At 65.6% G+C, this 18,163-nt stretch carries 15 protein-coding genes and 1 riboswitch; of the genes, 4 read left to right on the forward strand and 11 right to left on the reverse strand.

The genetic code is table 11. From position 1 onward, the window contains the following. Positions 1–37: 37 nt before the first annotated feature. The 8 genes from lpdA to J2S32_RS00795 all read right to left on the reverse strand — a co-directional run bounded on the left by lpdA (position 38) and on the right by J2S32_RS00795 (position 9,741). On the reverse strand, positions 38–1,450 hold the full coding sequence (lpdA, locus tag J2S32_RS00760) for a dihydrolipoyl dehydrogenase (RefSeq protein WP_253515136.1): 1,413 nt from the start codon (positions 1,448–1,450) through the stop codon (positions 38–40). A gap of 10 nt (positions 1,451–1,460) precedes the next feature. After that, complete coding sequence (odhB, locus tag J2S32_RS00765; protein ID WP_253515137.1) at positions 1,461–2,699, reverse strand: 2-oxoglutarate dehydrogenase complex dihydrolipoyllysine-residue succinyltransferase; 1,239 nt, start codon at positions 2,697–2,699, stop codon at positions 1,461–1,463. A 17-nt stretch (positions 2,700–2,716) separates the two neighbouring features. After that, positions 2,717–5,548, reverse strand: coding sequence for a 2-oxoglutarate dehydrogenase E1 component (locus J2S32_RS00770; RefSeq protein WP_253515184.1), 2,832 nt, complete (start codon positions 5,546–5,548; stop codon positions 2,717–2,719). A gap of 97 nt (positions 5,549–5,645) precedes the next feature. Beyond that, entirely contained in the window at positions 5,646–6,536 is an 891-nt protein-coding gene (gene sucD, locus J2S32_RS00775) for a succinate--CoA ligase subunit alpha (RefSeq protein WP_253515138.1), read from the reverse strand. Positions 6,537–6,550: 14 nt separating this feature from the next. Continuing rightward, a complete protein-coding gene (locus tag J2S32_RS00780) occupies positions 6,551–6,820 on the reverse strand; it encodes a hypothetical protein (protein WP_253515139.1) in 270 nt (89 codons plus the stop codon). 5 nt (positions 6,821–6,825) lie between these two features. Beyond that, a complete protein-coding gene (mdh, locus tag J2S32_RS00785) occupies positions 6,826–7,788 on the reverse strand; it encodes a malate dehydrogenase (RefSeq protein WP_253515140.1) in 963 nt (320 codons plus the stop codon). A gap of 404 nt (positions 7,789–8,192) precedes the next feature. After that, positions 8,193–8,534, reverse strand: a complete 342-nt coding sequence (locus J2S32_RS00790) for a hypothetical protein (protein ID WP_253515142.1) — start codon at positions 8,532–8,534, stop codon at positions 8,193–8,195. Between the two features lie 118 nt (positions 8,535–8,652). After that, positions 8,653–9,741: a cell wall hydrolase gene (locus J2S32_RS00795; protein WP_253515144.1), complete on the reverse strand. Its 1,089-nt coding sequence runs from the start codon at positions 9,739–9,741 to the stop codon at positions 8,653–8,655. A 161-nt stretch (positions 9,742–9,902) separates the two neighbouring features. After that, a riboswitch (cobalamin riboswitch) is annotated at positions 9,903–10,093 on the forward strand. Between the two features lie 90 nt (positions 10,094–10,183). Between J2S32_RS00795 and J2S32_RS00800 the strand changes: the two genes are divergently transcribed. Genes J2S32_RS00800 through J2S32_RS00815 form a run of 4 tightly spaced genes read left to right on the forward strand, consistent with a single transcriptional unit; the run spans position 10,184 to position 14,578 of the window. Continuing rightward, positions 10,184–12,091 (forward strand): TonB-dependent receptor plug domain-containing protein, encoded by a 1,908-nt coding sequence (locus tag J2S32_RS00800; RefSeq protein WP_253515146.1) that lies wholly within the window; start codon positions 10,184–10,186, stop codon positions 12,089–12,091. Continuing rightward, entirely contained in the window at positions 12,088–12,903 is an 816-nt protein-coding gene (locus tag J2S32_RS00805) for an ABC transporter substrate-binding protein (RefSeq protein ID WP_367398961.1), read from the forward strand. The genes J2S32_RS00800 and J2S32_RS00805 overlap by 4 nt, the downstream gene beginning before the upstream one ends. Next, a complete protein-coding gene (locus J2S32_RS00810; RefSeq protein ID WP_253515148.1) occupies positions 12,900–13,853 on the forward strand; it encodes a FecCD family ABC transporter permease in 954 nt (317 codons plus the stop codon). Before J2S32_RS00805 ends, J2S32_RS00810 begins: the two co-directional genes overlap by 4 nt. Further along, complete coding sequence (locus tag J2S32_RS00815) at positions 13,850–14,578, forward strand: ABC transporter ATP-binding protein (protein ID WP_253515149.1); 729 nt, start codon at positions 13,850–13,852, stop codon at positions 14,576–14,578. Before J2S32_RS00810 ends, J2S32_RS00815 begins: the two co-directional genes overlap by 4 nt. Here J2S32_RS00815 and J2S32_RS00820 read toward each other — a convergent pair whose 3' ends face one another. From J2S32_RS00820 to thpR, 3 genes are all read right to left on the reverse strand, one after another. Then, on the reverse strand, positions 14,579–16,822 hold the full coding sequence (locus tag J2S32_RS00820) for a M3 family metallopeptidase (protein ID WP_253515150.1): 2,244 nt from the start codon (positions 16,820–16,822) through the stop codon (positions 14,579–14,581). Between the two features lie 132 nt (positions 16,823–16,954). After that, positions 16,955–17,581: a hypothetical protein gene (locus J2S32_RS00825; protein ID WP_253515151.1), complete on the reverse strand. Its 627-nt coding sequence runs from the start codon at positions 17,579–17,581 to the stop codon at positions 16,955–16,957. Continuing rightward, positions 17,578–18,123 carry an RNA 2',3'-cyclic phosphodiesterase gene (thpR, locus tag J2S32_RS00830; RefSeq protein ID WP_253515152.1) on the reverse strand — a complete coding sequence of 182 codons (546 nt, stop codon included), beginning with the start codon at positions 18,121–18,123 and terminating at the stop codon, positions 17,578–17,580. The genes J2S32_RS00825 and thpR overlap by 4 nt, the downstream gene beginning before the upstream one ends. Positions 18,124–18,163: the final 40 nt, after the last annotated feature.

Below are 18,163 nucleotides of genomic sequence, written 5' to 3' on the forward strand. Positions count from 1 at the left end.
GCTTGTCGCAGGAAGGGCCGCTGTCTTCGCCATCCGGTCAGATGTGGATCGGCTTGCCCTGGACCGCCATCGCCGCTTCCTTGATCGCTTCGGAATGCGTCGGGTGCGCGTGGCAGGTGTAGGCGATATCTTCGGATGTAGCGCCGAATTCCATCGCCTGCGTCGCCTGCGAGATCATCGTCCCGGCAACGCTGGCGATCGCCCAGACGCCGAGCACGCGGTCGCTTTCGGCGTCGGCGATGATCTTCACGAAACCGTCGGGTTCGTGATTGGTCTTGGCGCGGCTGTTGGCCATCATCGGGAACTTGCCGACTTTGACCTTCGACTTGTCGCCGCCCATCTTCTCGATGGCTTCTTCCTGCGTCAGGCCGACACCGGCAAACTCGGGCCAGGTGTAGACCACACCGGGGATGAGATCGTGGTTCACGATGCCCGTCTGCCCGGCGACATTCTCGGCGCAGGCAATGCCTTCATCCTCGGCCTTGTGCGCCAGCATCGGGCCAGGGACTACATCGCCGATTGCCCAGACGCCGTCGACCTTGGTGCGGAAATCGTGATCGATCTCGATCTGGCCGCGCTGGTTGGTTTCCAGTCCGATCGCGTCGAGGCCAAGACCCTCGGTATTGGGGCGGCGCCCGATCGAGACCAGCACGCAATCGGCGTCGAGCGTTTCCGCTTCGCCGCCCGCGGCGGGTTCGAGCGTCAGCGTGGCTTTCTTGCCCTTCACCGTGCAGCCGGTGACCTTGGTCGACAGGCGCAGTTCCATGCCCTGTTTCTTGAAGATCTTGGCGGCTTCCTTGCGGAGATCGTCGTCCATGCCGGGGAGCAGCTTGTCGAGATATTCGACCACGATTACCTCGGCGCCGAGACGACGCCAGACCGAACCGAGTTCGAGCCCGATCACGCCGCCGCCGATGACGACCATTTTCTCGGGCACCGATTTGAGTTCGAGCGCACCGGTCGAATCGACCACGATCTGTTTGTCGTTATCGACCTCGACGCCCGGCAGCGGAGTGACCGAAGAGCCGGTAGCGATGATCACGTCTTTCGCGGTGAAGGTTTCCTCGCCGACCTTGACCGTATGCGCGTCCTGGAAGGTGGCATGGCCCTTCTTCCAGTCGATCTTGTTCTTCTTGAACAGGAATTCGATCCCGCCGGTCAGGCTCTTCACGGCATCGCGGCGCTGCGCGTGCATCTGCTCGAGATTGAGCTTCGGAGTGACGTCGACACCGAGCGCGGCCATCGAACCATTGCTCGCCGCGTCGAAATATTCGGATGCGTGCAGCATCGCCTTCGACGGGATGCAGCCCACGTTGAGGCAGGTCCCGCCCAGCGTATCGCGGCTGTCGGCGCAAGCGGTCTTGAGGCCGAGCTGGGCCGCGCGGATTGCCGCGACATAGCCCCCGGGGCCCGCACCGATGACAAAGAGATCGTAGTCATATTCAGCCATTATTTCTTCCTCAAAGGTCGATCAGCATCCGGGTGGGATCTTCGATCGCTTCCTTGATGATCTTGAGTGCAGTGACCGCCTCGCGGCCATCGATCAGGCGGTGGTCGTAGGACAGCGCGATATACATCATCGGGCGGATGACGATCTCGCCATCGACCACTACCGCGCGGTCCTCGATCCGGTGCAGGCCGAGCACGGCGCTCTGCGGCGGGTTGATGATCGGGGTCGACATCAGGCTGCCGAACACGCCGCCGTTGGAGATGGTGAAGGTGCCGCCCTTCATGTCGTCCATCGTCAGCGTGCCGTCCTTGGCGCGCTTGCCGAAGTCGGCGATGTCCTTCTCGATCCGCGCGAAACCCTTGTCCTGCGCATCGCGGATGACCGGGACGACGAGGCCGTTGGGTGCGCTGACCGCGACCGAGATGTCGACATAGTCGTGATAGACGATCTCGTCGCCTTCGATGTAAGCGTTGACCGAGGGGACGTCCTTCAGCGCCAGGCAGGCGGCCTTGGCGAAGAAGCCCATGAAGCCGAGCCGGATGTCGTGCTTCTTGGCGAACATGTCCTTGTACTTGCCGCGCGCTTCCATCACCGCCGACATGTCGACATCGTTGAAGGTGGTCAGCAGCGCGGCGTTTTCCTGCGCGCCCTTGAGCCGCTTGGCGATCGTCTGGCGCATCCGCGTCATCTTGACGCGTTCCTCGCGGCGCTCGCCGCCGGTGGCGGCGGGCGGTGCCGAGGATGCAGCCGGAGCCGCGCCGCCATCGCGCTTGGCATTCGCCGCAGCGATCACGTCTTCCTTGGTCAGGCGGCCGTCCTTGCCGGTGCCCTTGATGGTCGAGGGATCGACGCCGTGTTCGAGTACTGCGCGGCGCACCGCGGGCGACAGCGTCTGTGCGGCGTCCGACGAGGCGGCGGGGGCGGGGGCGGGCGTTTCGGCGCGCTCCTGCTTGCCTTCGGCGCGTTCTTCCTGCGCCCGGCCGGCTTCGGCACCCTTGGCGGCAGGCGCAGCGCCTTCCTCGATCACCGCGATGACCGCATCGATCTCGACCGTGTCGCCGACCGCGACCTTGAATTCCTTGATCACGCCGGCGACGGGCGAGGGGGCCTCGACCGCGACCTTGTCGGTTTCGAGGCTGACGATCGGTTCGTCGACCGCGACCGCGTCGCCGACCTTCTTGAGCAGTTCGCCGACGGTCGCTTCGTTGACCGATTCACCCAGTGTGGGAACTTTGACTTCGGTGGCCATAATCTCGCTTTCCCGAGTTACTTGCAGTCACTGCGGACGTTCGGCGCGCTGCCGTTGAGTCCGAGTGCGATGTTGACGAGGGCTTCTTGCTGCACCTGGTGGCGGCTGGCATAACCCGTGGCGGGCGAGGCAGCGACTTCGCGGCCGGCATAACACGGACGCATGCCCGTCTTGCCTGCGGCCTCGGCGGCTTCCTCGATCAGGCGATCGACAAAGAACCACGCGCCGTTGTTCTTCGGCTCTTCCTGGCACCAGACGATCTGCTCGAGATTGGTCATGCGTTCGAGACGCACGGCCAGCGGTTCGCCGGGGAAGGGGTAGAGTTGCTCGATCCGGACGATCGAGACGTCTTCAAGCTCGGCCTCGTCGCGGCGCTGCATCAGGTCGTAGGCGACCTTGCCGCTGCACAGCACGAGCCGTTTGACCTTCTCGTCGGCAATATCCTTCATGTCGGACTTGATCCGCATGAAGTGCTGATCGCCCATGAATTCCGCCGCATCCGACTTCGCCAGCGGATGGCGCAGCAGGCTCTTGGGCGTCATGATGACCAGCGGCTTGCGGAAGCTGCGCAGCATCTGGCGGCGCAGGACGTGGAAGTAATTGGCCGGCGTGGTGATGTTGCAGACCTGGATATTGTCGTTCGCGCACAGCTGCAGGAACCGTTCGAGCCGGGCCGAGCTATGCTCGGGGCCCTGGCCTTCGTAGCCGTGCGGCAGCAGCAGGACGAGGCCATTGGCGCGCAGCCATTTAACCTCGCCCGCAGCGATGAACTGGTCGATCACGATCTGCGCGCCATTGCCGAAATCGCCGAACTGCGCTTCCCACATCACCAGGCTCTTGGGATCGGCCATGGCGAAGCCGTATTCGAAGCCGAGCACGCCATATTCGGACAGCGGGCTGTCATAGACCTCGAACTTGCCATGCGGCAGCGTGGTCAGCGGGATGTATTTGCGCTCGTCCTTCTGGTCGACCCAGACCGCGTGGCGCTGGCTGAACGTGCCGCGCCCCGAATCCTGGCCCGACAGTCGCACGCCGAAGCCTTCGGTGACGAGGCTGCCGAAAGCGAGCGCTTCGGCGGTGGCCCAGTCGAATCCTTCGCCGCTGGAGAACATTTCCTCCTTGGCCTTGAGCACGCGGCCGAGCGTCTTGTGGATGGTCAGGTCGTCGGGCACCGAGGTGAGCGTGCGGCCGAGGCTGTCGAACAGCTTCTTTTCCAGCGCGGTTTCGACATTGCGCCGGGCGGTCTCGGGGTCGGCGGGCTTGTTCATGCCCGACCACCGGCCACCGAACCAGTCGGCCTGGTCGGGCTTGTAATCCTTGGCCGCTTCGAACTCCTGTTCGAGGTGGTCGATAAACTCGGCGCTCAGCCCGTCGGCAAAGCCCTTCTCGATCACGCCTTCTTCCTCGAGGCGCGCGGAGTAGATCTCGCTGACCTTGGGATGCTGGCGGATCTCGTCATACATCAGCGGCTGGGTGAACTTGGGTTCGTCGCCCTCGTTATGGCCGAAGCGGCGATAGCACCACATGTCGATCACGATGTCGCGGCCGAAGGTCTGGCGATATTCGACCGCCAGTTTGCAGGCGAAGGTCACCGCTTCGGGATCGTCGCCGTTCACATGCAGGATCGGCGCCTGCACGCCCTTCGCCACATCGCTGGGGTAGGGCGAGGAGCGCGCGAATTGCGGGCTGGTGGTGAAGCCGATCTGGTTGTTGATGACGAAGTGCAGGCAGCCGCCGGTGTTGTAACCGCGCACGCCCGAGAAACCGAGGCATTCCCACACGATACCCTGGCCGGCAAAGGCCGCGTCGCCGTGGAGGAGGACGGGCAGGACCTGTTCGTGCTGCTTGAGATCGTCGCGGATCGCCTGCTGCGCGCGGCTCTTGCCGAGCACGACCGGGTTCACCGCCTCGAGGTGGCTGGGGTTGGGCACCAGCGACATGTGCACGTTGATACCGTCGAATTCGCGGTCGGTGCTGGTGCCGAGGTGGTATTTCACATCGCCCGAACCGCCGACATCGTCGGGATTGGCGCTGCCGCCCGAGAATTCGTGGAAGATGACCTTGTACGGCTTGCCCATGACATTGGCGAGCACGTTGAGCCGGCCGCGGTGGGCCATGCCGTAGATGATCTCGCGCGTGCCCAGCTGGCCGCCATATTTGATCACCGCTTCGAGCGCGGGGATCATCGATTCGCCGCCATCGAGGCCGAAGCGCTTGGTGCCGACGTATTTCTTGCCGAGGAATTTCTCGTACTGCTCGCCGCGGATCACGGCGGCGAGGATCGCCTTTTTGCCTTCGGGGGTGAACTGGATCGTGTCTTCGGGCGTCTCGAACTTGTCCTGCAGGAACCGGCGTTCCTCGGTGTCCGAGATATGCATGTATTCGAGACCGACATTGCCGCAATAGGTCGCGCGCAGCACGTCGAAGAGCTCGCCGATGCTGACCCATTCGAAGCCGAACACGCCGCCGACATAGACCTCGCGGTCTTCCTGGCCGCCAAAGCCATGCCATTCGAGCGTCAGATCCTCGGGCACTTCGCGGTGCGATAGGCCGAGCGGATCGAGATTGGCCGCCAGATGGCCGCGCACACGATAGAGGCGGACGAGCAGCATGGCGCGGATCGAATCGTCCGCCGCCTGCTCGATCGCCTTGGGATCGAGCGCCTTGCCCGCCTTTTCCGCCGCCTTGGCCACCGCCATCCGCATCTGCGTGGGGTCGAGCGCGGCGGTCAGATCCGCCTCGCTGTCGACCACTTCGGCAAGCCAGCGGGGGTTGCCCCAGCTCGGGCCCTGCTGTGGGCCTTCCTGGTCGCCCAGCTCGGGGAGGAAATCGTGGCTTTCGTTGCCCATCCGGGTCACCTTCTCGTGCCGACCTTCTGTCGGCTCTCTATGGCAATGCCTCAGCCGCGCGGACGGTCCCGAAACAGGGGGCCGTCCGCGCTGGCCGTCAGGCGAGTTCCTTCAGCAGCGCGTCGAGCGTGGTGCCGAGTTCGCTGGGCGAGGGGGAGACGCGGATGCCCGCGGCTTCCATCGCGGCGATCTTGTCGTCGGCGCCGCCCTGGCCACCCGAAACGATGGCGCCGGCATGGCCCATGCGGCGGCCCGGAGGCGCGGTACGTCCGGCGATGAAGCCGACCATCGGCTTCTCGCGGCCCTTGGCGGCTTCCTGCTTGATGAATTCGGCGGCTTCTTCTTCGGCGCTGCCACCGATTTCGCCGATCATGATGATCGACTTGGTGTCGTCATCGTCGAGGAAGAGGTCGAGCACGTCGATGAAATTGGTGCCGTTGACCGGGTCGCCGCCGATACCGACTGCGGTGGTCTGGCCGAGGCCGACCATGGTGGTCTGGTGCACGGCTTCATAGGTCAGCGTACCCGAACGGCTGACAACGCCGACGCTGCCCTTCTTGAAGATCGATCCGGGCATGATGCCGATCTTGCATTCGCCGGGGGTCAGGACGCCGGGGCAGTTCGGACCGATCAGGCGCGACTTCGAGCCTTCGAGCGCCCGCTTGACGCGCACCATGTCGAGCACGGGAATGCCTTCGGTGATCGCGACGATCAGCTCGATCTCGGCATCGATCGCCTCGAGGATCGAATCCGCGGCGAAGGGCGGCGGGACATAGATGCACGAAGCGGTCGCGCCGGTTTCGGCCTTGGCTTCGGACACGGTGTTGTAGACCGGCAGGCCGATGTGGGTGGTGCCGCCCTTGCCGGGGGTCACGCCCGCAACCATCTGCGTGCCATAGGCGAGCGCCTGCTCGGTGTGGAACGTACCGGTATCACCGGTCATCCCCTGGGTGATGACCTTGGTGTTCTTGTTTACGAGGATGGACATCAGAATTCCTTCATTTACTTGATTATCCAGGCGGCAAAAGCACCTGCAGCGATAATCGCGTACTGGAGAACGAGAGAGCGAAAGCGGTCGCGCCCTTTCTTGCGGTCAATTGCGAGGGTGGCGAGTGGAGGCATCAAAAGCGCAACGATCAAGTAGGGCTTGTACCAGGCAACTGCGAAGGCGAGTGCGAACAGCAACGCCAACAGCAACAGCTCAACTACGGCGAGGGTTACGCCGTATTCCCCCAATGGAGATCGTCCAACGCGCTTAGGATATCCTCCCATCGCTATCACGCCAGCGAGCTATCCAGGCCCTTGCAGGCTTCGAGCAGCTCTTCGACCGCATCGGTCGAAACCTTGAGGTTGGACTTCTCTTCGTCCGATAGTTCGATTTCGATCACCTCTTCGGTGCCGCCCGCGCCGATCATCGTCGGCACGCCGACATACAGCCCGTCGAGGCCGTATTTGCCATCGACATAGCTGGCGCAGGGCAGGATGCGCTTGGTGTCGCCGAGATAGGCTTCGGCCATCGCGATCGCGCTGGTGGCGGGGGCGTAATAGGCCGAGCCATTGCCGAGCAGGCCGACGATTTCGCCGCCGCCCTTGCGGGTGCGATCGACGATTTCGTCGATGCGGCTTTCCGAAACACCCTTGATCTTGGCGAAGTCGTTGACGGGGATGCCGTTGATCGTGGTGTAGCTGGTCACGGGGACCATGGTGTCGCCGTGGCCGCCGAGCACGAAGGCGTTCACGTCCTTCACCGAGACGTCGAATTCCCAAGCGAGGAAGGTGGCGAAGCGCGCGCTGTCGAGCACGCCGGCCATGCCGACGACCTTGTTGTGCGGCAGGCCGCTAAACTCGCGCAGCGCCCAGACCATCGCGTCGAGCGGGTTGGTGATGCAGATCACGAATGCGTCGGGCGCGTTGTTCTTGATGCCTTCGCCGACCGACTTCATCACCTTGAGGTTGATGCCGAGCAGATCGTCGCGGCTCATGCCCGGCTTGCGCGGCACGCCCGCGGTCACGATCACCACGTCGGCGCCGGCGATGTCGGCATAGTCATTGCTGCCGGTGATCTTGGCGTCGAAGCCTTCGACCGGGCCGCACTGGCTGAGGTCGAGCGCCTTGCCCTGCGGCATGCCTTCGGCGATGTCGAACAGGACGATGTCGCCCATTTCCTTCTTCGCCGCGAGGTGGGCGAGCGTTCCGCCGATCATGCCGGAGCCGATAAGGGCGATCTTCTTGCGTGCCATGGAAATGAGGGTCCTTGTTCCTGCCGTGCGGGACAGAGATGATGCCCGGACCGAAACTGGGCCATGCGTCAAGTGTCCCGCAGAGGAGGCATGGCACCCGGTCGATTGCGGTTGCGCCCTAGGCCCGCGCCGGAGGGATTGCAACCGCGAATGCTTGCAGTCCCCAAACTATGTTTGCAAATGGTTCGCAGTTGCAATAAGCGCACGAATTCAAGGATATACTGGCGGTGCGGGCAAACGGGATGGCAGATCGCAAATCCTGTGGGCTTCGCCTGGCTCCCGCTCGCCACGCGGCGTGCCGCCGCGACGCGAGCGTGCATCGCTGGCACGGATTTGCGCCCATGAGCACCTAAGCGGGCGGGTATGTCACCTCCGGAAGAATGCTTACCCCGCTGCGCTGCGGCTCAGCGGGCGAGCAGCGCGTCGATCGCGATCGAACCCTCGAGATTTTCCGCGAGACGGCGGTCGAGCGTGCGGCAGACCCCGAGCCACCATTCATACGCCTCGGTATCGCCGGTAAAATGCGCCTGCTCGGCTTGCTGCCGCGCGGCGTCGGCGGCGCCCATGCCGTGTTCGGCAAAGTGCCGCAGCGCCGCGCGCATCATATGGTCGAAGCTCGAGGCTTCCGCCTGCATATGCGCCGCATCGCCATTGTCGTTGGCAGCGCGGGCGAGCGCCTTTTTCGCCAAGGCGCGGGCGATCGGCGAATGCGCGGCGGAACGAGCGGCGGCGAAATGGAGGGGCATGCCTCTATCCTTGTGAAGCGGCTGGGGGATCATTCTGTCCTACCCGGCCACCGCTAAGCTTCGGTTCCGCAGCATGGTTGTGAAGACGTAAAGGATTGCCTCCGCGCAAGCGACACGGTTACTTCCGGCCCGGCTCGCTGATCCATTTGCCCGAATTGGCATATTCCTCCTTCACGCGCCCCGATTGCGGCAGCTTGGTGCTCGCGGGGGCGGCAGTCGTCGCACCCGTCGCGCCTACCGGGGCCGTCGACGCCGCGCCGAGGCTGATCGTGTCGTTCGATGGCGGGGCAGGGGCCACCGGACCCGGCACATCGAGTTCCGCCCGCCGGATATTGGGTGCAGCCAGCGGTTCGCTGCCGGCATAGGCATCGGTAAAGGCGCCCGCGGTGCCCGCGCCGCCCTTCCAGCGATAGAACCGGTGCGCGCCGATCGCGCCGATGAAATCCAGGCTCGCCGCCCAATAGGGGTTCACGTAATTGGTGTGGTAATGCGTCGCGAGGCCGATCGGCTGGTACACCTCGCCCGCCAGCGCCCCCAGCGCGACCGACTGCGCCACCGCCCAGGCCCGGCGGGCGGGCGTGCGGCGAAGCGATCCGTCACAGGTGAAGCTGAACTGGCAGCCGGTTGTGCGCTCCGATCCCTGGAACACCACGCCGCAGATACTGGCCGGATAGGCGGGATGCGCGACCCGGTTGAGCACGACTTGCGCCACCGCCTGCTGCCCGGCGTAGCTTTCGCTGGCCGCCTCGTAATAGACCGCCATCGACAGGCATTGCAGCGCGCGGGCCTTGTCGAGCCCGCTGCCCGCCTGCCGGAACGCCTGCGCCGCAGCGCCTGCCCCGTGGCTTTCGGCAAATTCGACCGTTTCGAACGTGCCCTCGCTCTGGCGCAGGTCGCTGACATCGATCGCCAGGCGCGGGGCATCCTCGAGATAATAGAACGCCGAGCCGGGGAAACTGTCACCCGGGGTTTCGAACGGCATGGGGGCGAAGGCGACGCGTTCCTCGGCAAGCCCCATCGCGCTTTTCAGATCCGCCCATTCGCCCTGTGCGGCAACCGTAGGCAGTGCGATCGCGCCGGCGAGCAGCGCCCCGCGCGAGACCAGCTTGCGCCGCTTTTGGCGGCGCGCCTCGAACCGCCTGGCGCGTGCGGACGGCGCGCGCGGGGCACGCCTGCTTCGATCCGCTCTGGCCTTCGATTGACGCAATTCGCTTCCTGCTTTCGTCCGCTGCAATAGCCCAACCTGGTCCATATCCATAGCCGGACGGGCGCACCATCCCGCATCGGGACGTAAGGTGCGCTCGCCATATAACTACCAGATAGTGCTTAACGAAGGATCGTCTTGTGCATTGCGGCATCGCGCGTTAGTCGGGCGGCCGAGTCACGGGTTGGCCTGTTCGCGCAGGCCCGAAGAGGGAAGGAGGTGCAAACCCTCCGCTGCCCCCGCAACTGTGACCGGGGAGCGATCCCGCTACATGCCACTGGGCCTTGCGTCCGGGAAGGCGGCGGGAAAGCGTCGATCCGGGAGCCAGGAGACCTGCCCATGACCGTCGTTCGGCCGCGGGCGGGGTGTATCGTAGGCAAACGTGGAAGGAGCAATTCTGCTCCCTCCCGTCATGGACGGCGATTCGTCTATGATAGGAGGTTACGTGTACAAATATCTGTTTTTCCTGACGGCTTCGGCCATTCCCGCTGCGGCATTGGCGCAGAGCCCGAGCGAACAGGCGCTGGCCGAGATCGTCGACCGGCAGGATGCCGACGGGGCCGCGACGGCCGAAGTCTATGCTTCGGCGGCAGTGCCGCGCGACGCCGCCGTGATCACGGTTACCGCCAATGGCCTCGGCACCGATCTGCGCAACACCGGCCAGTCGGTCACCGTTATCGACCGCACCGAAATCGAGACCATCCAGGGCGCCGATCCGGTGCGTGCGCTGAACCGCGTTCCCGGCTTGTCGCTGTCGCGCAGCGGCGGGATCGGCACGGTGACCAGCGTCAATGTGCGCGGGGCGAATGCCGATCAGCTGCTCGTGCTGGTCGATGGCGTGCGCGTGGCCGACCAGGCCAGCCCCTCGGGCGGGTTCGACTTCGGCAATCTGCTGCTCGGCACTGCGGGCAAGGTCGATGTGCTGCGCGGTTCGAACAGCACGATCTGGGGCTCCGAAGCCGTGGGCGGCGTGGTCGATGTCTCGACCCGGACCGAGCGCGGGCTTAGCGGCAGCATCGAATACGGCGCGCGCGACACGCTCTTCGCCAGCGCGGCGGCGGGCGCGGGCAATGACGATGTGTTCTTCGGCCTCACCGGCTCGTGGTACGAAACCGACGGGTTTTCGGCAGCCGCCTCGGGCACCGAGGCCGACGGTTCGCAGCAATTCGCGCTGGGCACGACAGCCTTCGTCAATCTGACGCCAAGCCTCGAGCTGTTCGCGCATGGCAATTTCGCCGAAGGCGAGGTCGAGATCGACGGCTTCCCCGCACCCACCTATGTGCTGGCCGATACCGACGATACGCAGAAGACCACCCGCTATTGGGGCGATGTCGGGCTGGCCTATTACGGCAACGACCTCACGCTGCGCGCCGTTTACAGCCGTTCGGACACCGAACGCGCCAATCGCAATGGCGCGGGCGCGGAGACCTTCGCCAGCGACGGCAGCTCCGAACGCGTTTCGCTGCGCGGCGAATACCGCCTGCTGGGCGGACTGGCGCTGGCCTTTGGCGGCGACCACGAATGGACCGCGTTCGAAACCAGCTTCGATGCTTCGGCCGAAACCGAGATCAGCGGCGCTTATGCGCAGCTTGGCTGGGTGATGGGGCGGTTGGCAGCGCATGCCGGCGCGCGCGTGGACGACCACGAACAGTTTGGCACGCATGTCAGTTTCGGGGGCGATGTCAGCTATGGCTTCGGCAGCGACTGGCGGCTACGCGCGAGCGTGGGCGAAGGCTTCAAGGCGCCGACGCTGTACCAGCTGCTGTCTTTCTACGGGAACACGCAGCTCGAACCCGAGGAAAGCACCAGCTACGATCTCGGGATCGAGAAGGGCCAGCGCGGTTCGGGCCTGCATCTGGCGCTCACAGGGTTCCGCCGCGACAGCGACAATCTGATCGGTTTCGGCTTTACTGCCGAGCGCCCGTCGGGGGTCTATCTCAACACGGCGCGCGCGCGGGCGCAGGGTATCGAGGCCGAAGCCGGCATCGACCTGCTGCGCGGGCTGCGGCTGGCGGGGATCTATTCCTATGTCGATGCCGAGGACCGCACGACCGGGCTCGACCTTGCGCGCAGGCCCAACCATTTCGGGACGATCTACGCCGACTGGCACAGCGCTTTCGGCCTCGGTCTGGGCGCGGACTTGCGCATCGTCGGTCCGAGCTGGGATAATGGTGCCAACACCAACCGGCTCGACGGATACGAACTGTTCGACCTGCGCGCTTCCTTCGGGATCGGCGACAATCTCGAACTGTTCGGCCGGGTAGAGAACGTCTTCGATGCCGATTACCAGACCGTGGCCGGTTATGGCACTGCCGGGCGCAGCGTGTTCGGCGGGATCAGGGCGAAGATGTGAAACCGCTGATCGTCGCATCGGTCCTGCTGCTCGCCGCTTGCGCGGGGGGCGGGGCCGGTGCGCCGCCTCCCGAACGCGGGCCGACGATCGTCAGCCTCAATCCCTGCACCGACGCCATCCTTGCCGAGGTTGCGGCTCCCGGACAATTGCTGGCGATTTCGCACTACAGCAAGGACCCGCGCGCCAGCTCGATGGAAGCGGCAGTCGCGGCGCGGTTCGCGGCGACTGGCGGGACGGTCGAGGAAGTGCTCGCGCTCGATCCCGACGTGGTGGTCGCGGGCAGCTTCCTCGCCCCGGCGACCCGCGCGGCGCTGGCGGAACTGGGGATGGAGGTCGTCACCTTCGATATCGCTGCCGATGTCGCTGCCAGCAAAGAGCAGATCCGCGATCTCGCCGCGCTGGCGGGCGATGAACCCGCGGGCGCGCGCCTGATCGCCCGCATCGACGCCGCACTTGCTGCCGCCGCACCTGCGGATGGCGAGAGCGTCGCCACGCTGCTGTGGCAGCCGGGCGGGATCGTCGCCGGAGAGCAGACACTGGTCAGCGACTTGCTGGTCCGCACCGGCTTCGCCAATGCCGCCCCTGCGCGCGGGCTGTCGCAGGCGGATTATGTCGCGCTCGAAGACGTCGTCGCCGCACCACCCGAAGTCCTGTTGATCGCGGGCGGCGAACTGGGGCAGTCGCACCCGGTTCTCGGCCGCCTGGGCGATATGCACCGGGCGCGGTTCGATACCAGCCTGCTCTATTGCGGCGGCCCCACGATAATCCGCGCGGCCGAGCGGTTGGCCGCGATCAGGGCGGCCGCATCGTGAACCGCGCGATCCCGATCTTCGCCGGACTGTTGGCCATCGCATTGCCCCTGTCGCTGCTGGCGGGGCGGGTCTGGCTCGACCCCGCGAGCACGCCCAATGCCGCGCTGATCCTCGCCGAATTGCGCCTGCCGCGCGCGGTGCTGGCCATCGTCGTCGGCGCGGGGCTGGGCGCGAGCGGCGCGGCGATGCAGGGGTATTTGCGCAATCCGCTGGCCGACCCGGGCCTGTTCGGTATCGCGCCGGGCGCGGCACTGGGCGCGGTCGCCGCGCTGTGGTTCGGCTATGCCGCTGCGCCCTATCTGCTCCCCGCCTTCGCGCTGGTCGGCGCGGGCGGCGCCATGGCGCTGCTGGCCGCGATTGCCGGCCGGACCGGCGGAATCGCGCTGTTCACGCTCGCCGGGCTGATGGTCGCCAGCCTTGCCGGGGCGCTGACCGCACTGGCAATCAGCATGGCGCCCAATGCCTTTGCAATGAGCGAGATCGTCATGTGGCTCAACGGCGCGCTGACCGATCGCAGCTGGCGCGATGTCTGGGTGGCCGCGCCGCTGGTGGCGCTGGGTATCGTGGTGCTTGCGCGCGCGGGCACCGCGCTCGATGCGCTGACGCTGGGCGAACCGGTCGCCCGTTCGCTGGGTGTCGATACCAACCGCCTGCTGTGGCTGCTGATCGCGGGGGTCGGGCTGACGGTCGGGGCCAGCGTCGCGGTGGCGGGCATCATCGGCTTCGTCGGGCTGATCGTGCCGCACCTCGTGCGCCCGCTGACCGATCGCCGACCCTCGCAGCTGATCCTGCCCAGCGCGCTCGCGGGCGCGCTGCTGGTGCTGGTGGCTGACAGCGCGGTGCGCGTGCTGCCGCTGGTTACCGAATTGCGGCTGGGCATCGCGCTCAGCCTGCTTGGCGCCCCCTTCTTCCTGTGGCTGCTGCTGCGCATGCGCCGGGGGCTGGCATGAGACTGGCGGCGGCACAGCTGTCGATTGCCGAGCGGCTAGACCGGGTTTCGCTGATCCTCGAACCCGGCACGATAACCGCGATCTGCGGCCCCAATGGCGCGGGCAAGTCGAGCCTGCTCGAAGCGCTCGCCGGACTGCTTCCGGCTGGTGACGGGGCGGTGTTTCTCGACCGGCAGCAGATCGCCGCGCTGCCCCTGCGCGAGCGGGCACGGCGTATCGGGTATCTGCCGCAAGCGCATGAAATCGCGTGGGATGTGCCCGTTCGCAGCCTGGTCGAACTTGGCCGGCTGCCGCATGGTGACCGGCTGGCGGCACCGGTCGATGCCGCGCTCGACGCGCTCGACATCCGCGACCTCGCAAACCGCCGCGCGCAGTCGCTGTCGGGCGGCGAGACCGCGCGGGTCCTGCTGGCGCGGGTGCTGGCGGGCGAACCGCAATGGATCCTCGCCGACGAACCGCTCGCCGCGCTCGATATCGCGCACCAGCTCGCACTGCTGAAGCATTTGCGGCGGGCGGCACAGGGCGGGGCGGGGGTGGTGCTCGTGCTCCACGATCTCGCGCATGCGATGAACCATGCCGACCGGGTGGTGGTGCTCGACCGCGGCGTGGTGGCCGCCGACGGCGCATGCGAAGACGCGCTCGACCAGCAGGTGATCGAGCGCGTCTGGAAAGTGCCGGTCCGGTGGATCGGCGAACCGCGCCACCGGGCGTTGGTCAGCCGGTGATCAGTTGACCGTGCGCGGCGGCAGCTTGCCGTCGGAAGCCTCGCTGTCCGCCGCTTCGTCGCCCGCGATCAGGCCGCGCGCTTCGAGCATCGGGGTTACGTCGGGCTCGCGCCCGGCGAAGTTCCGGAACATCTCGAAATAGTCCATGGTCCCGCCCGTGCTCAGCACGGTCTTGCGATAATGGTCGCCATTGGCGCGCGTGAGCCCGCCATTGTCCATGAACCACTTGCGGCTGTCGCGGTCGAGCATCTCGGTCCACAGATAGCTGTAATAACCAGCGCTATAGCCGCTGGGCGAGCTGAAGATGTGGTTGAAATAGGTCGTCCGGTAACGCGGCGGGACGAGGTCGATTTCCAACCCCAGCTGTTCGAGCGACTGGCGCTCGAACTGGCTGACTTCTTCCGGCGTATCGATCGCTGCGGCTTCTTCCTGCGACAGCGCGGCCCACTTCATGTCGAGCAGGGCAGCTTCGACCACTTCGCCGAAATCATAGCCCTGGTTGAACTGCGAGGCCGCCTCGAGCTTCTCGATCATTTCGGCGGGGATGGTTTCGCCCGTCTGGTAGTGCTTGGCATAGTTGGACAGCACTTCGGGATAGGTCGCCCACATCTCGTTGACCTGGCTCGGATACTCCACGAAGTCGCGCGCGACCGCGGTGCCCGACAGGCTTTCATAGCGCTGGTCGGCGAAGAAGCCGTGCAGCGCGTGGCCGAATTCGTGGAACAGCGTGTTGACGTTGTCGAAGCTGACCAGCTGCACTTCACCCTCGGGTGCCTTGGGGATGTTGAGCACGTTGTAGATCACCGGCTTGGTGCCCCACAGATCGCTCTGGTCGACGAAGTTGCTCATCCACGCCCCGCCGCGCTTGGACTCGCGCTGGAACGGATCGAAGTAGAACAGCCCCAGTTCGCTGCCGTCACGGTCGAACACGGTGTAGGTCGTCACATCGGGGTGATAGACGGGCAGGTCGCTGCGCTTCTGGAAGGTCAGGCCGTAGAGCTTTTCGGCGGCATAGAACACGCCGTCCTCGAGCACGGTATCGAGCTGGAAATATTCTGCCATCGCATCTTCGTCGAGGTCGTAGCGTTCGGCCTTGACCTTGTTGGCATAGCGGTACCAGTCCCACGGCTGGACTTCGAAATCGCCCCCTTCGGCAGCGATCGCTTCGTTGAGCATGGCTGCTTCGCGGCGCTGCGTATTGGCGAGCGCGGGGACCATGCGTTCCATGAAGCCGAGCGCGGTGGCGGGCTTTTCGGCCATGCGGTCCCACATTGCGTAGCTGGCCCAGTCGGCTTCACCGAACAGCGCGGCCTTCTCGGCGCGCAGCGCGGCGGTCTTGGCCACCAACGGACGCGTGTCGATGTCTGTCGTGCCATTGGCGCGGTTGTAGCTCGCCATGAACAGCTTCTCGCGCGCGGCACGGTTGGTCATGTTCGGCAGCAGCGGCTGCTGCGTCGTGTTCTGCAGCGCGATGGCGTATTTGCCCTCGAAGCCCTTTTCGGCAGCCAGATCGGCGGCGGCCTTGATGTCGGATTCGGACAGGCCGGCGAGGTCTTCGCGGCTGTCGAAGATCACTGGCTGGTCGGCCATGGCGGCGCGCGCCTGCTGGCCGAACTCGGTGGTGATTTCGGACAGTTCGGAATTGATTTCCTTGACCCGCGTGCGCTGTGCTTCGGTCAGCAGCGCGCCGGCATGGACCATGCCGTCATAGGTGTCTTCGAGCAGCGCCGCGTCTTCGGGCGTCATCGTCATCGCGGCACGGTTGTCATACACTGCCTTCACCCGCGCGAAGAGTTCGGGGTTGAGGACGATCGAGTCGCCATGCGCGGTCAGCTTGGGACTGATCTCGGTGTTGATTTCGTCGAGCCGGTCGGTGGTGTTCGACCCGGTCACGGCGAAGAACACGCGCGCCACGCGGCCGAGCATGCGGCCCGACTTTTCCAGCGCCACGATGGTGTTTTCCATCGTCGGCGGGGCGGGGTTGTCGATGATCGCCTGGATCTCGGCCTTCTGGATGGCCATGCCCTGCTCGAATGCGGGGATGTAATCGTCTTCGGAGATCTTCGAGAAATCGGGCGTCTTGAACGGCAGCGTGCTGTCCGCGGCGAAATAGCCCGTGCCGCTCGGGATCGCGGCGGCGTCGGCGCTGGGTGTGGCCATGGTGTCGAGATCTTCCCCATATGCGGTGGTGCAACCGGCGAGCAGTGCTGCGGTTGCGACGGTGGCCAGAATCTGGGCCTTCATGCTTGTCCCCTCAGGATGATGTGAAACGCCCGGCGGACGCCCGGCGCACTATTGCGATCATGGGAGTGCGATAGGACCGCTTCGCGACCGCGCGCAAGCGCGCAGACGTCGCCGGTCGGCGCTGCTCCTACATTAATCGAACGGAATGCGGTCGCCCTGGTTCCGCTCGGCCCGGTCGCGCGCGGTCGCCAGCGCTTCGTCGAGCGCCTGGCGATTTACCGTCACCAGCCGTGGACGTCCGCCGTCCCGGTCGACCACCAGCCAGACCGCCCCGAGGGTGAAGAACCCGCCCTGGTCCTTCGCCACGCTCATCTGCGACAGGTCCAGCCGCTGCAGCAGCGCGATCATCGCGGGATCGAAGATCTCGTCGAACACCGCCTCGACTTCCGCGCGATCCTCGATTTCGCGGCGATTGCCCGCGGCATCGATATACAATAGCGGGAGCCCGATCTCCTCAAGCATGCGGCGCTTGTTTCCGCTCCTGGCAGCATCGCGCAGCGCCGCGATCGCGGCATCGAACTGGCTGGCGCTGGTCCCCGTAGCGCAGGAAATCGCTCCGCCGTCGACGAAGTCATGCGTGCGGTCGAACTGCGCACGCGGTTCCTCCTGGCTCGACCAGACCAGCAGCAGGCAGTCCTCGGGCGAAGCGGTCTCGCTCAGCAGGTCGGCCGGATCCTCCGCGTCGGGCGCGCCTGCGGGCGAACAACCGCCAAGCGCCAGCCCAAGGGCCGATAACAGGGGGAGAGGGTTGCGCATCATGGGTCGGGGGCCAGCGGATAGCGCACCACCGCCTCATAAACCGACCCCTCGGGCCGCAGGAAGCTTTCGTACAGGATGTACGAATCCGCGGTCCACGGACCAAGCCGCAGGCCCGCCGTCCGGGCGAGGAAGGGGCCGAGCGGCGCGGTCGCGCGGTTGGTGCGTGCCAGCGTGATATGCGGATGGTATTTGCGGTGTTCGGGCTCCAGCCCCGCCGCGATGCAGATGCGTTCCACGCGCTGCTGCAAGCGGTTCAGCTCCTCCGATGGCGCGATTCCGGCCCACAGCGTATGCGCAACCCCTTTCCGTTCGAACGCCCCGGTTCCTTCAATCGTCAGATCGAACGCGGGGCCGCTGGCTGCGCGCAACCGCTCGGCCAATTCGTCCGCCGCATGGGTATCGACTACGCCGATATAACGCAGCGTCAGGTGCAATTGGTCGTCGTCCTGCCAGCGGGCGTTGTCGACGCCTTCCATCAGGTCGATCAGCGCATCGCGGATCGGGGGCGGGGGACGGAGGCCGACGAAAAGGCGGTGGGACATGGAATGATCACGCCGCTCGCTCGGCGCATTGCAGGGGTTT

The sequence above is a fragment of the Qipengyuania citrea genome, assembly GCF_024171405.1.
GTDB lineage: Bacteria > Pseudomonadota > Alphaproteobacteria > Sphingomonadales > Sphingomonadaceae > Qipengyuania > Qipengyuania profunda.

Excerpts from the sequence above, each read along its gene's own strand:
- mdh (WP_253515140.1), bottom strand. The coding sequence starts at position 7,788 with ATGGCACGCAAGAAGATCGCCCTTATCGGCTCCGGCATGATCGGCGGA.
- J2S32_RS00820 (WP_253515150.1), bottom strand. The coding sequence starts at position 16,822 with ATGAAGGCCCAGATTCTGGCCACCGTCGCAACCGCAGCACTGCTCGCC.
- odhB (WP_253515137.1), bottom strand. The coding sequence starts at position 2,699 with ATGGCCACCGAAGTCAAAGTTCCCACACTGGGTGAATCGGTCAACGAA.
- sucD (WP_253515138.1), bottom strand. The coding sequence starts at position 6,536 with ATGTCCATCCTCGTAAACAAGAACACCAAGGTCATCACCCAGGGGATG.
- J2S32_RS00790 (WP_253515142.1), bottom strand. The coding sequence starts at position 8,534 with ATGCCCCTCCATTTCGCCGCCGCTCGTTCCGCCGCGCATTCGCCGATC.
- J2S32_RS00815 (WP_253515149.1), top strand. The coding sequence starts at position 13,850 with ATGAGACTGGCGGCGGCACAGCTGTCGATTGCCGAGCGGCTAGACCGG.
- J2S32_RS00770 (WP_253515184.1), bottom strand. The coding sequence starts at position 5,548 with ATGGGCAACGAAAGCCACGATTTCCTCCCCGAGCTGGGCGACCAGGAA.
- J2S32_RS00780 (WP_253515139.1), bottom strand. The coding sequence starts at position 6,820 with ATGGGAGGATATCCTAAGCGCGTTGGACGATCTCCATTGGGGGAATAC.
- thpR (WP_253515152.1), bottom strand. The coding sequence starts at position 18,123 with ATGTCCCACCGCCTTTTCGTCGGCCTCCGTCCCCCGCCCCCGATCCGC.
- J2S32_RS00825 (WP_253515151.1), bottom strand. The coding sequence starts at position 17,581 with ATGATGCGCAACCCTCTCCCCCTGTTATCGGCCCTTGGGCTGGCGCTT.
- lpdA (WP_253515136.1), bottom strand. The coding sequence starts at position 1,450 with ATGGCTGAATATGACTACGATCTCTTTGTCATCGGTGCGGGCCCCGGG.